General features: G+C 46.7%; 1 protein-coding gene. It reads left to right on the top strand.

From position 1 onward, the window contains the following. Nucleotides 1-185 precede the first annotated feature (185 nt). Nucleotides 186-15,746 (top strand): hybrid non-ribosomal peptide synthetase/type I polyketide synthase, encoded by a 15,561-nt coding sequence (locus tag HPY28_RS17795; RefSeq protein ID WP_174231071.1) that lies wholly within the window; start codon nucleotides 186-188, stop codon nucleotides 15,744-15,746. Nucleotides 15,747-15,752: the final 6 nt, after the last annotated feature.

Raw genomic sequence — 15,752 nt, 5'->3', positions numbered from 1 at the left:
GTTCGAGCCTAAGTGCAGCCCGGAATAGAAAGCAGGAGACAGGCGATTCGTACAACGAGTTACAGCTTGGGGAAATTCACTTCTCTTGTATGCACGTGGGGAGCAAGAGGGAGCATTTGGAGTGGTTATGCTCACCAGGCAAGTGTTAGAAACTATCAAACACGGGACAAGGGAGGAACAACGCTTTGCATATTGTTCAGACATTAGTAGAAGCGCTGGAATTGTGGAAGAACGAGGACCATAAAGGCGTTACCTTCATTTTGGGAGACCAGAATGAGGTGTTTGTTTCCTATAAAGAATTGTATGAAGAAGCCCTCGGTTATTTATTTGTCCTCCAAAAAAATGGAATCAAGCCTGGTGATGAGGTCGTTTTTCAAATTGAGGATAGTAATCTCCGAACGTTTGTCTGCCTTTTTTGGGGATGCTTACTCGGTGGAATGATTGCTGTTCCTATCTCTGTAGGGGATAACGAAGAGCATCGTCTTAAGCTGTTGAAGGTTTGGCGGACATTAATCAATCCGTATCTCATTACAACCGACAGTGTCTGGAAACGACTGGAGGATTTCTTTAGTAAACACAACTACCTGACGGAAATGGAATCGTTGAAGTCAAAGTCCTTCCTGCTTGATGAGACCGTGAAAACAGAAGAGAAGGGCACAATTTATTATCCTACTGCTGATCATGTGGCCTTTATTCAATTTTCATCGGGGTCTACAGGGGATCCAAAAGGGGTTACCCTGACGCATGAAAACCTTGTCCATAATGTGCTTGCGATTAATAACAGACTTGAAACGACTGAGTCTGACTCATTTCTAAGCTGGATGCCCTTAACTCATGACATGGGGATGATTGCGTTCCATTTATCCCCGTTGTACGCAGGAGTTCAGCATTATTTTATTCATACCTCACTGTTTATCAGGCGACCTACGCTATGGTTGAAGAAAGCAAGCGAGCACAAGGCGACAATTACTTCTTCTCCGAACTTTGGGTATAAATATGTGTTGTCTAGGTTTAAACCAGAAGTGGCAGAAGAGTGGGATTTGTCAACGCTCCGCGCGATTCTAAATGGTGCAGAACCCATCGCTTCAGAATTAATTTATCACTTTTTGGATCAGATGAGCCCTTATGGATTGAAGAAAACAAGCATGCTCCCATGCTATGGACTGGCTGAAGCCTCTGTGGGAGTATCGATACCTGATCAAAACTTGCATTTTACAACGATTTCTCTGGATCGTAGGTTTATCCAGATAGGAAAGCCAATCAAGATGACGGATCAAACAAATCCAGAAGCGCTCACCCTAGTAGAAGTCGGTTACCCCATTGATTTTTGCGAGGTAAGAATATGTGATGACGAGGATCGGGAGCTGCCAAGCGATACGGTTGGCCATATCCATATTAGAGGGAAGAATGTAACCGCTGGATACTACAACAACCCTGTTGCCACCGCAAATGTAATGACGGCTGATGGATGGCTCAGAACAGGGGATCTGGGTTTTATGCGAAACGAACGTCTTGTCATTACGGGGCGTGAAAAAGACATCATCTTCGTGAATGGTCAAAACGTTTATCCGCATGATATTGAGCGGATTGCTGAGGAAGTTGAAGGAGTCGAGCTTGGGAAGGTCGTTGCTTGCGGGGTATTTAACGAGGAGAGCAAAGAAGAAGACATTCTCGTGTTTATCCTTCATCGGAAAAGTGTAGAAGACTTCATTGCGCTTTCTAAGAAAGTGAAAATGCATTTGAACGAGCGAACAGGGTGGAGAATAAGCGAGGTCTTGCCGATTCAGCGCATCCCCAAAACCACGAGTGGAAAAGTCGAACGATATAGAGTGGCCAGGGAGTATCAGTCTGGAGCATTCCGCGATGTTACCGAGGAGATGCAACGCCGAATCACCGAAGAGGTAAAAGAGGAGAGAACCGATCAATCACCGCAGTTACGTGAAGAATTAGAAAAACAATTGCTTACGATTTGCCGCGAGGTGCTTCAATCAGACAAATTGGGACCAAACGACAGTTATTTTGACGTAGGCGTGTCCTCTATGCAGTTGACCCAGTTAGCAGGGCGGATAGAAGAAGAGATGGGGATCACATTGGCGGTTACCGATTTGTTTGCCTATCCGACGATCTCCAAGCTTTCTCGCAGTCTCTTCCACGACGATCAAGCGACTGATCGCATAAAAGAGACAGATACGAGCCAACAGAAACAAAAGGATATCGCGATTATTGGTATTTCTTGTAAGTTCCCGCAGGCTCAGGATGTGGATCAATTTTGGCAAAACATCCGGGGAGGAAAGGATTGTATTCATGAGCTTCATGGTCAGAGACGAAAGGACACAGAACAATATGTATCGCTGGTCAGAAGCGAGCAGGGCAATCCAAGCCTTGTGGAGGGTGGTTATTTAGAGGAGATTGATAAGTTTGACTATTCATTCTTCTCGATCACCCCAAAAGAAGCAAAGCTAATGGACCCCAACCAAAGGCTGTTCCTTGAAAATGCTTGGAATACGCTAGAGGATGCAGGCTATGGCGGACACAAGCTTTCAGGGGAAAAAGTAGGGGTGTATGTCGGATTCTCCAAGTTGGGATACGATTACGAACGCCTTTTGTCAGTGGTAAGTCCCAAGGATTTGCCCTCTTATGCAGTAGGCAACCTTCCTTCCATTATTGCAAGCCGCATCTCGCACTTGCTTGATTTGCGTGGCCCTGCTGTCACAGTGGATACAGCCTGCTCTTCTTCCTTGGTTGCGGTTCATATGGCGTGCAAGGCTATCCAAAACGGAGATTGTGAGATGGCATTGGCAGGTGGAGTCAAAACTATCCTGCTGGCGCTGAAGGCTGGAATCGGAATGGAATCCTCTGACAACCGTTCAAGGGCGTTTGACGATCAATCTGATGGAACGGGTTGGGGAGAAGGCGTAGCTACTGTTCTGTTAAAACCTTTGGAAAAAGCCATCGAGGACGGGGATCACATCTATGCAGTGATTAAGGGAAGCGCTGTGAATCAAGACGGCGTTACAGTCGGGATTACCGCACCGAACTCACAGGCCCAGGCAGAATTGATCGTAGACGCTTGGGAGGATGCGCAAGTCGACCCTGAAACGATTAGCTATATAGAGGCGCATGGAACGGGTACAAAACTAGGGGACCCCGTTGAGCTGGATGGAATTCAGAGAGCATTCCGACAATATACACAGAAAAAACAGTTTTGTGGAATAGGCACTGTCAAAGCGAATATTGGACATTTATATGAAGCAGCGGGAATCGCTGGATTGATTAAGGCTGCTTTGCAGTTAAAGCACAAAGAACTGCCGGCCCTCGTCCATTTCCAGAAGCCGAATCGGAATTTCGCATTTGAAAAGTCGCCAGTCTATGTACAAAACAGACTGGAAAAATGGGAAACAGATGGACATCCGAGGAGATGCGGGGTTAGCTCGTTTGGGTTTAGCGGGACCAATAGCCACGTTATTTTGGAAGAGTATGTGCCAGTTAATGAAACGGAGATGACAGTCTCAGACGAGGTGCAAGTATTTACCTTGTCGACCAAATCCGAGTCAGCCCTTCAACGTCTGATTCAAAAGTACCGGGAGTTTCTTTCTTCCAGCGGACCGCTTTCTCTGTCTGATTTGTGCTATACAGCAAATACTGGGAGAGAAACGCTTCCCTATCGGATTGCACTCATTTTGCATAGTCGCAGCGATTTCGAACAAAAGCTCGACCGATTGGCGGTCCGGCTTGAAAATGATCGAGATGTTTTCGTCTACTCACCTGGTAAAAAGCGCGTTCCAGAAGAAACCGTTCATCTGTTGAGTCAATCCGCTCGGGATGTGCAAGAAAAGTACCACAAGGCGAGTACAGAGATGAAGTATTCGTATGCCACGACATTATGCGATTTGTATGTACAGGGAGCTACGGTTGACTGGGATGAGTTCTACAGAGATGGCAAAAAGAGAAGAAAAATGCCACTGCCGGTCTATCCTTTCGATCAGCATCGCTCTTGGATTACAGATGATGTAATCAGCATCATTCCAGAACAGACGAATACTATTAGCGGAAATAGAGGTGCTACTGTGTCAGAGATAGGAACTGCGCCAATCGCAAAAGTTCTGAAAGAGTTGGTTCATCATGCTTCTGGTTTTGCTGTAGATGAAATTGATCCATCCCTTCATTTTCTGGAGCTAGGCTTGGATTCTATTATGCTCGTACAAATCAATCGTGAAATTCAAGAAAAGTTTGGAGTGGTCATTCCGGCCCAAGAGTTGTTTGAAACCATTACCAGTGTGGACAAGCTAGCGGCCCACATCGCTCTGGAGCTATCCAGTAGCCCCGCTGTGGCTTCTGCCAAACAAATGGAATGGATGGCAATCGAGCAACCGAAAGCAAACGTAGTTGTGGAACAGAATGACGTTCACCATATTCAACAATCAGAGCCGATTGAACAAACCATGAAAATGCCAGTCTCGAGAAGCACAGGGGCGGTTGAAACCATTATCGAAAAGCAGATTTCGCTCTTGTCTGAACACCAAAACCAAATGGCTACGCTGTTACAAAAGCAATTGGAGCTGTTGAATCAAGAACAAAGCTTTGTACCAAAGCAACAAGTTGAATCTGTGCCTGTAGCTCCCGAGAGCAAGAAACCCGAAGGTAAACCACCCGTCAAGGTGAATGAAGAGGAACGCCAGAAGCCATTTATACCGTATCAGCCACTGATGATCGGTGAACGAGGCAATTTTACACCGACACAAAGAGAGTATTTGAACGCATTCATTCAAAGCTATACGGAAAAGACAAAGCACTCCAAGAAGTATACGCAAGAGCACCGATTTGTTCATGCCAACAATCGCAATGTGTCTGGATTCCGTTCGTATTGGAAGGAAATGGTCTATCCGATCATTACACAAGCATCAGCTGGTTCAAAAATGTGGGATCTGGATGGGAATGAATATATCGATCTGACGATGGGGTTTGGTGTAAACCTGCTCGGTCATAATCCCACATTTATCATGAAAAAGCTGGAGGAACAGATTCAATCTGATCTGCCTCCGCTGGGTCCTATGTCGGATGTAGCTGGAAGGGTAGCAGAATTAATCAGCGAGCTATCCGGAGTAGAGCGTGTCGCCTTTTACAATTCGGGGACAGAGGCAGTAATGGTGGCACTGCGCTTGGCTAGAGCTGTTACAGGCCGTTCGAAAATCGCATTATTTTCCGGCTCCTATCATGGAACATTTGACGGCGTTCTGACTGTTGCTGATCCTGAGTCCCAGGACGGGAAGGCCATACCGATGGCACCAGGTATTACCCAGCATACGGTGGATGACGTCCTGGTCTTAAACTACAACCATCCAAAATCAATCGAGCTGATCAAAAAACATGCACATGAACTGGCCGCAGTATTAGTCGAGCCTGTTCAAAGCCGCCGTCCAGATCTGCAGCCAGTGGAATTCTTGAAGGAAGTCAGAGAGATTACAAGCCAATCAGGCACTGCCCTTATTTTTGACGAAATCATTACAGGATTCCGAATACATCTTGGTGGAGCACAGGCGTGGTACGGAATAGAAGCAGACCTCGTTACGTATGGAAAAGTTCCGGGTGGTGGCATGCCGATCGGTGTTGTAGCCGGTAAAGCTGCGTTCATGGATGCAGTAGACGGGGGAATCTGGAATTTTGGGGATCATTCTTACCCGGTAAATGCCGAGAAAAAGACGTTTGTGGGCGGAACGTTTTGCACGCATCCACTGACGATGCACGCTGCGATCGCTACTCTGGAATATTTGAAGGAACAGGGGCCGAAGCTTCAGGAAGAATTGACTCAAAAGACCCTCTACTTGGTAGAAACACTTAACGCGTATTTTAAGAACGAACAGATTCCAATCCAGATGATTAATTGCGGCTCCTTGTTCCGCTTCGTATCGTTTACCGATATAGAATTGTTCTTCTATCATCTGATTAGCAAGGGCATTTATATATGGGAGGGCAGAAATTGCTTCCTTTCCACAGCCCATTCCGATGAGGATATTGAAAGACTGATCCATGCGGTGAAGGAAAGTATTGATGATCTAAGGCGAGGAGGTTTTTTGCCGGAGCCACCCACAACTTCTCCGAGTGGTGGACGGAAACAAAATCAAGTCGTCGAAATGACAAACGTTACGAGACGTGATGGACAAATGCCAGAGGCAACGCCTGTGGAAAGTGTGGGGGAACAACTGAAGCTTCCTCTTAGCCCTGAACAGAAACAAATGTGGTTTGCAGTCAAATATCGCGTGGAAGCATCCGCCGCTTTTAACGAGACCATCTCCCTTCAGGTGGAGGGTGAGCTTGATATCCCTGTGTTTGAGCGGGCAGTCCAAACCATGGTGGATCGTCATGAAGCATTGCGGACCATCATTGATTCAAACGGGGAGTACCAGGTGGTACTGCCCAATAGGGACATACGTGTTCGATTCGTGGATTTGAGCAACCTTTCATCCGAGGAACAGGAAGAAAAAAGGAATCAGCTATTGGATGAACAAACAGGCACGCCATTTGACCTGTCTTCTGAGGACCCCCTGTATCGGGTAAGTGTCATCAAGCTGGCTACCGCCAAATTCCTGACTTCCTACACCTTCCATCACATGATTGCGGATGGGTGGTCCATGGCTGTTTTTATAAAAGAGCTGGATGATATTTACTCGGCCCTTACACAGAAACGACCAATATCGCTCGAGCCGTCTACACCGTTTTCTACGTACCGAAATTGGCAAGAAGATCAGATGCAGAATCCAGCGTTTCAGGACGCGCTCACGTACTGGAACGAAAAATTTGCAGAGCCAATCCCCAAGCTCGTTTTTCCTTTAGAGCAACGAGAAGTGGGAAAACCAACTTTTACAGGCGAGCGAATTACCTTCAAGATCGACAGTAACATCACAAGGAAGGCAAGAAAAAGAAGCATTCAAAACAAGAACAGTCTGTTTATTACCTTACTGGCTTCTTTTAACCTCTTCCTACATCGCATTCTTGGGAATAGAAAAATGGTTGTTGCGATTCCTACTGCGGGTCAATCCCATATCGGCAAAATGTCCTTGATCGGAAACTGCGTCAATCTGTTGCCGGTTTGCACGGAGATTGACGGCAATGATACGGCAGCGGATTATTTGTCCCGGGTGAAACAAGCGGTTGCGGAGATGGAAAAGCATCAAGCTTACTCCTTTGCAGCATTAGCTGAGAATTTGCCGCATCAGAACTTGCCAGAGCTTTCTGTGTTGTTCAATATGGATCGACCGCTTCACAACCTGACTTTCGCTCAAATGAAGGCTACGCTGTTGCCCAATCGGATCATTTACAGCAAGTACGATCTTTTTGTCAACGTGACAGAAGTGGGCGGAGAGCTTGTGGTTGATGTGGATGCACGAAGCGGGGTAGTAACCACAGAGATTCTTCGCAAGTGGGGCGTCTACTTTGCCAATCTTTTGCATCGTATTGCAGAAGACGATCAGGAAAAAATTCGTGCACTGTCACTTTTACAGCCCAATGAGATGGAAAGAATGATACGCGAATCCAGTGGCAACCTGGGCAAATATGCAGCGGAATGGACAGAACTTTTGCAGGATGTGCCAGATGATCGAGTAGGACGAGCTTCCCTCTATGTCCTGGATCAATATCAGCAATTGGCCCCTGTGGGTGCGGTCGGACAGGTGTATCTGGCTGATGGGGGATTCGAGCATGCTGACCCGTCTCATTGGCAGCGAACAATGAAAACGGCTGTTCCCCTAGGAAATGGAGAAATCCAAATCATCCATTTATCCGATCGTCTTGCAGGGCAAAGAAGTACGAGAGACAGAGAAGTAGAGCAGGCTGGTACGGCGACCGAAGAGACCATCAGGGTCATTTGGCAAGAAATCTTGGGAAGCTCCCCGATGTATCTGGATGATAATTTTTTTGAACAAGGCGGGAACTCCTTACAAGCGACTGTCATGCTCAGCAGAATCTACAAGGAATGCCATGTGCAAATTCCTTTGCATCAAATTTTTCAATCGCAGACGATACGTGATTTAGCCAAATATGTAGACTCTTCAAAGCATCAAGCTTTTACTCCCATTCGCTCATGCGAGTTGCAGCCATACTATAAGTCTTCTTCCGCACAAAAAAGAATGTACATCCTCCAAGGTCTGGATGGAGGAACCGCCTATAACCTATCCGGTTACTTACAATTGGATGGGGAGCTGGAACTTGATCGTCTGATTCACTCTTTGCAACAGGTTGTACAAAGGCACGAGTCTTTCCGAACCAACTTTGTCATCAGAGATAATGAAGTCGTGCAAATTTTACATGACGATTTGTCATTGGATATTGAGGTCGAGCAATTGTCCGAAGTGGATGTAAATGAGGCGATTCGCACCTTTATCCAGCCATTTGATCTCAGCAAAGCACCGCTTATTCGGGCGAAAATCTTCCAAGTGTCAGCCAAACGCTTTATTGTGGCTGTGGACATGCATCACATTATTTCGGACGGCTATTCGGTCTCTCTGTTTATCCGTGAGCTGCTCCATACGTATAGAGGAGAATCACTGCCTGAACTCGGCGTGACGTATAAAGATTTCGTGGCATGGGAGCAAGAGAGGGAGCATTCAGAACAGCTCTTGGCTCAAAAGGAGTACTGGCTTACGCAATTTAGCCAAGGAGAGCTCCCAGTACTGAAGCTTCCCATTGATTACCAAAGACCGCCGGTTCAATCCTTTGAAGGTGACCGCTTAACAATGCAGATCGATGAGGAAGTCAGGAAGCAGTTGCTCCAATTGGCTAGGGAAACGGACACGACCTTGTATATGGTACTGCTTGCTGCTTACAATGTACTTCTTTATCGATACACGGGGCAGGAGGAGCTGATTGTCGGTTCTGCTGTGGCGGGAAGACAACACCCTGATTTGGAACGAATGATGGGCATGTTTGTAAATACGTTGGCCATCCGAAACTATCCAACAGGAAGCAAGACCTTTACGGATTTCCTGAAAGAAGTGAAAAATCAAGCCATACGTGCCTTTGAAAACCAGGAGTACCCGTTTGAAAAACTGGTTGATGCTCTGCAACTAAACAAAGATTTGAGCCGCAATCCGCTATTTGATACCATGTTTGATTACCATTATGAATCCTTTGACGACGTGGCCTCAGACGATTTCAAAGTCACGACGTATGAATATCCAAAAGGTGTGTCCCTCTTTGATCTCAGTCTTGATGTCCATGACGATGGGACAACGCTCACTTGCCAATTTGATTACAGCACTCATCTGTTTAAACGCGATACGGTTGAGCGAATGGCCAATCACTTTGCCAAGATTCTTCATTCCATTCTGCAATCGAATGAGAGTTGTCTAGCTGATTTGGAGTACTTGTCCAGCGAAGACGTCAAGCAGGTTGTTGCCGACTTTAATCAAGCGAGAACGCAAATTTCCACTCCTCTCTATCCAACGTTCTATGAATGGTTTGAGGCAGAAGCAATACGCCATGCAGAGCAAGTCGCTGTTTCTTACGGGGAAGAGCAGATCAGCTATCAGGAACTCAATGCGAAAGCAAACCGCTTGGCACGGACTCTGCGTGATCAGGGTGTAAAGCCAAACAGCTCCGTTGCGATTTTGGCAGAACGCTCGATTAACATGGTCGTCGCTGTTCTGGCCGTCATGAAGGCGGGTGGTGCCTATGTTCCGATTGATCCTCAATATCCGAAGGACCGCATTTCATTCATGCTGGAAGACAGTCAGGCAAAGGTCATGCTGGTCAATCAAAATGGACAGAGCGGAATAGACTTCGGCGGCGCCATAATCGATCTGGACGCAAAGGCCAGTTACAGAGAGGATTCGTCCAATCTCGACTCCATCTCCGGACCGAGCGATCTCGCTTATATCATTTATACATCCGGCACGACTGGCAAACCCAAAGGGGTTATGATCGAGCATCGCAATCTGGTCAGTGTAGCGAATACATGGCGCTATGAGTACGAACTTGAACAGATGAATGTGAATCTCTTGCAGATGGCGAGTTTCTCTTTTGACGTGTTTGCGGGGGATTTGTGCAGGGCCCTGCTGAATGGTGGACATTTGGTGATTTGTCCCAGTGATGTAAGGATTGATCTTCCGGTTCTTTATCAGTGGTTGACCCGGTATGAAATTTCCTTGTTTGAATCGACACCTGCTCTTGTTCTTCCTTTTATGGAGTACATTTATCAAAATGGATTGCCGCTCACTCATCTGAAACTGCTGATTCTTGGTTCGGATACATGCCAAAGCGAAGCGTTTGTCCGCTTGGTCGAGCGTTTCGGGCAGTTCAAAATCATCAATAGCTATGGAGTCACGGAGGCTGCTATTGATTCCAGCTACTTCGAAATGGCTGGCGATACCGAAATGACAACCGGAAATGTTCCGATCGGAAAACCGCTGCAAAACACAGAATTTTATGTGTTGGATTCCCAATGGCGGCCACAGCCGGTGGGCGTGTACGGAGAACTATATATCGGGGGAGCAGGTGTTGCGCGGGGGTATCTGAACCGAGAGGAATTAACCCGTGAGCGCTTCATCCAAAATCCTTTCCGTCCTGGTGAGACCATGTATAAAACCGGCGATATTGTGCGCTGGATGGCAGATGGAAATATGGAGTTTGTTGGTCGTTCGGACTACCAATTGAAGATTCGTGGATATCGTGTGGAGCTGGGTGAAGTCGAAAATCAGCTGCTACGGCACGAAAAGGTTCGTAATGCCATTGTGCTCCCGAAGACAAAGGGAGATGAATCCGTTGTATTGTGCGCATATTACACGACGGATGAGGGAGTAAGTGCGTCCGAAATCAAGGGCTTTTTAGCCGATTCCCTGCCTGAGTTCATGGTGCCAACCTTTATCATCCAATTGGAAGAGTTGCCTGTGACGCCAAACGGCAAAATCGATCGTAATGCTTTGCCTGAACCCGATCTTTCTAAGCTAATATCCGAGGAATACGTAGAGCCAGCGACAGAAAATGAAAGAAAACTTGCAGGAATATGGCAAGAGGTCTTGGGTATCGAACGAGTCGGCGCTTTGGATCGATTCTTTGAAATCGGTGGACATTCGCTGCATGCCGCCATTCTTGTTGCCAAAGTGAACAAGGAGTGGCAGGTAGAAATTCCGCTGCGAGCCGTTTTCCAAAATCCTACTGTCAGAAGTTTTGCCCACGTCATTTCTGAATCGACACTGACCGAAAAGCCTTTGATTCAGTTGGTTGGAAAACAAGAGAATTATGAGCTCTCTCCTTCGCAAAAAAGGATTTTCACGGTTCAATCACTCGATGAAACGAGTGTGGCCTATAACATGGCAGGCGCTCTGATTCTTTCCGGGCAGCTGGATTCTGCGGCATTGGAAAACGCATTCCAGTCCCTCATTCAAAGGCATGAGGCGTTCCGTACGTCCTTCGACTACGTAAATGGTGAGCCGAAACAATTTGTCCATGACTCTGTCCGTTTTGCTATCGATCATGCTCGCGCAGAGGACAGTCCTGAGAGTATAGAAAATCTCATTCGGACGTTCATTCAACCATTCGAACTGAGCTTGGCTCCATTATTGCGCGTCAAGCTGGTAAAACTGGTGGAGGACAAGCATTTGCTCCTGATTGACATGCACCACATCATAGCAGATGGAACATCGGTGAGCATTGTGATTGATGAGTTGAATCAACTGTATAACGGACAAAATCCAAAACCATTCACCGTTCAGTACAAGGATTATTCGGCTTGGTTGAAACAGCTCAAGGCGACGGGGCAGTCCCATAAGCAGGAGAAGTTCTGGGTAGATGAATTCAGCGGGGAGCTACCTGTTATGAATCTACCTACGGACTATCAGCGACCGCAGTTTCAAAGCTTTGAAGGGGGTACGGTCGAAAGCGAGATAGAGGCAGATGTATCTCGTAGCTTGCATGACTTGGCGAAGGAAGCGAATGTCACAGTCTTTTCGATTCTATTGGCGGCGTACAACGTTTTGCTGTCCAAATATACCGGGCAAGAGGACATTGTCGTAGGGACTCCAGTGGCAGGACGTAACCACACCGATGTTCAAAATGTAGTGGGGATGTTTGTAAATACGCTTGCACTGCGAAATCATCCAGCAGGCAGCAAAACGTTCCGCGAGTTTGTCCAAGAGCTAAGTGAGAAGGCACTTCTGGCGTTTGAACATCAGGATTATCCATTGGAAGACCTAGTAGAGAAGCTTCAAGTTCGACGTGACCCAAGCAGGAATCCGTTGTTTGACACCATGTTCTCCTATGACAATGTGGCAGATACGGCATTTGATTGGAACAGGGTAGAGGTCAGCCTTTATCCATTCCAAACGAAAATATCCAAGCTAGACATCGTCATGAATGTCGAGACGAGAAATGAAAGCTTTTTTGTGGAGTGCGAATATAGCACCAGTTTATTTAAGCCTGAGACGATGGAGCGTTTTATCAGCCATTTTACCAACGTACTGCGGCAGGTAGCTGCTAACATGGATATTCTTGTGGGCGAGATTGACCTCATGTCTCCAGAAGAAGTGCAGTTTATGGAGAAGCTCAGTAATGATACGAAGCGAGATTATCCTGTGGTACAACCGATCCATGTTGCCATCGAGGAATCAGCCAGCCTTTATCCGAATCGCATTGCCGTTTCCTATCAAGGCTCGACAATCACGTACCAACAATTGAACGAGAAAGCCAATGCAGTCGCTTCTGATCTGTTGAACCGCGGTATAGGAAAAGGCAAGTATGTACCTGTGCTGATGGAAAGAAGTCTGGAATTGGTCGTATCGTTATTAGGTGTAATGAAGACGGGAGCAGCGTTTTCACCATTGGACATTCAGTGGCCTGTCGATCGACTCCAGTCTGTTATTGCCGAGCTGGGTAGCGAGTTCGTATTCGTAGAATCTGACCATTCCTTTACGGAGACGGATTTGGGAGCGAATTTGGTTGCGATTGATCTGGGGCACCTGACAACGGAAACCGAAAATCCTAATTTGTCCGTATCGCCGGAAGACCCCATCTATGTCATTTTTACTTCTGGTTCAACAGGCAAACCAAAAGGAGTCGTCGTACCGCATAGAGGGATCGTCAACCGCTTTCTCTGGATGGATGACTACTTTGGACAAGACGCAGCGCAATCTGTCCTTCAGACCACCAACCATGTATACGACAGTGCCATTTGGCAATTCTTCTGGCCGCTGACGAATGGCGGAAAAACGGTCTTGCCTACTACGGGGATGACAGTCTCGGCTGATTACATGGCTGGAATCATTGAAGACGAACAAATTACCTTAACTGATTTCGTCCCATCTGTCTTTAATGTGATCGTCAATCAGTTAGCTGAAAATCTCGAGCTGCAGGGCAAATTACAATCGCTCAAAAAGATCATTATCGGCGGCGAGGAAATCGTTCCGTCCGCAGTTTCCAAATTCCTGAAAATATTCCAGTATGTATCACCGACGAATTTGTATGGCCCGACAGAAGCAAGTATCGGATGCATTGCCTATCAAATTACGGGAGAGGAAGATCGCATTCCGATTGGAAAACCGATATTCAACACGAAAATCCTTCTTCTCGATGCGTACGGAAAGCGAGTGCCGATAGGTGTCCCTGGCGAAATCTACATCTCTGGCATGCCGCTTGGGCTAGGTTATTTGCATAATGAGCAGCAAACGAAGCAAAGTTTTGTCGATAATCCATACGCGGAACCGGGCTATGAAAAAATGTATAAGACAGGGGATTTGGCTGTCTACTTACCGGATGGAAACATTCACTTCCTGGGCAGAAGGGATTTCCAGATCAAAATTAGGGGATATCGAATCGAGCCAGGGGAAATTGAAAGCAAGTTGCTTTCGCTAGAACAGGTAAAAGAAGCAATCGTGATCGCCAGAGAAGAAGAAAATGGAAGCAAGTACTTATGCGCGTATATTGTGACAGAGCATGAGCTTGCCGCTGACGAGTGGAGAGACCTGCTCGCGAAAGATTTGCCCGATTACATGATTCCTTCTTTCTTCGTTCGACTAGACGCTATGCCGATTACCGCTGTTGGAAAAGTGGATCGGAAAAAACTCCCCATTCCTGATCGCTCTCTCTTGGTGGAGGAACACATCGTCGAGCCGTCCGATGAACAGGAACAAATCATGGTCACCATCTGGAAGGATGTGCTGGGGCTTGCGCAAGTAAGTGTGACACACAACTTCTTTGAGCTTGGGGGAGACTCTATTAAAGCTCTTCAGATGATAGCGAGATTGAGGAGTCATGCGTATGAGCTTCGCTTGAAAGACTTGTTCCAAAACCCGCGCATTCGCAGTGCAGCAAGATATCTCCAGACGCTGACCAGACAGATTGAGCAAGGGCCTGTAAGGGGAGCAGTAACATTGACACCGATCCAGATGAACTTCTTTGAACAAAACCATCAGAACCCGCATCATTACAATCAATCTGTCATGTTGTTCAGTGAAGCTGGCTTTGATCCAGAGCTGGTTCAACAAGCATTTATGAAGCTGATTGAGCATCATGATGCTTTGCGAATGAAATTCCAAATGAAAGAGTCGGACATTGTACAGGAACATCGGGAACTAGACGAGTGCCAAGTCTCCATTATGATCAGAGAGTTCCCGGCTCAAAGCGTAGTGGAAATGGAGCAAGCAGCGCAACTCATACAGGAAGGGATCGATTTGACGGATACTGCGTTGGTAAATCTTGGCCTTTTCCGAACAGATGCAGGAGATCACCTGTTAATCGTGATTCATCATCTCGTAGTTGATGGTGTCTCATGGCGGATTCTTCTAGAAGATTTCCATACGGTGTATGACTCCTTGCTACAGAAAGAAGAGCCTACTTTGCCTATGAAAACCGATTCCTATCAAACATGGTCAGAAGAATTGCAAAAATATGCGCAAGGAAGCGAGATTCAACAGGAAATCGCATATTGGAAGCAGGTTGAGGGAATGCCATTCTCTCCTCTGGCAAAGGCGGAAACGATTGGGGCACCGCTTATGCGAGATACAACAGATGTCACCATCGAGCTTGATGAAGCCTACACAGAAAAGCTACTGAAGCAGAGCCACCAGGCTTATAACACGGAAGTAAATGATTTGTTGCTTACGGCGTTAGGTTTGGCGGTAAATGAGTGGGCGTCGATAGATCATGTGCTCGTCAATCTGGAGGGACATGGTAGAGAAGAGATCGTGAAGGACATCGATGTTTCACGCACCGTCGGATGGTTTACAGCCCAGTATCCATTCGTACTGGATATGAGCCGATCGGAATCCGTTGGCTACCAGATCAAAATGGTGAAAGACAGCCTGCGACGTGTGCCGAACAAAGGGGTTGGATACAGTATTTTGCAGTATCTGACTGCGAGACAAACCGAAGTTCCGTTAACGTTCCAGGTAAAGCCCGAGATCAGTTTTAACTATTTGGGACAGTTCGATACAGACTTGGAATCTGGCAGCATAACGACTTCCTCTCTTTCACCGGGCCGAGAAATCAGTCCGTCCGCCATTCGATCCTTTGCGCTTGATGTGAATGGAATGGTGGTGAATCGCAAGCTGACACTTACTTTTACGTATCATCGTGAAGAGTTTGAAGAAGGAACCATTCAGCGCCTCGTGGATGCCTACCGAGAAAAGATCGTAGAAATCATTACGCACTGCTTATCGAAAGAGTCAGTCGAGCAAAGCCCAACAGATTTCACATACGATGAGCTGTCCATTGAGGAATTAGATCATCTTTCCCAACTGCTGGGTGAAAAAATTCAATGATAGATG

The organism is Brevibacillus sp. HB1.2, assembly GCF_013332495.1.
In the GTDB taxonomy this organism is placed as follows: domain Bacteria; phylum Bacillota; class Bacilli; order Brevibacillales; family Brevibacillaceae; genus Brevibacillus; species Brevibacillus porteri.
Note: the sequence above shows the minus strand (reverse complement) of the source record. Positions and strands in the feature narration are given on the sequence as shown.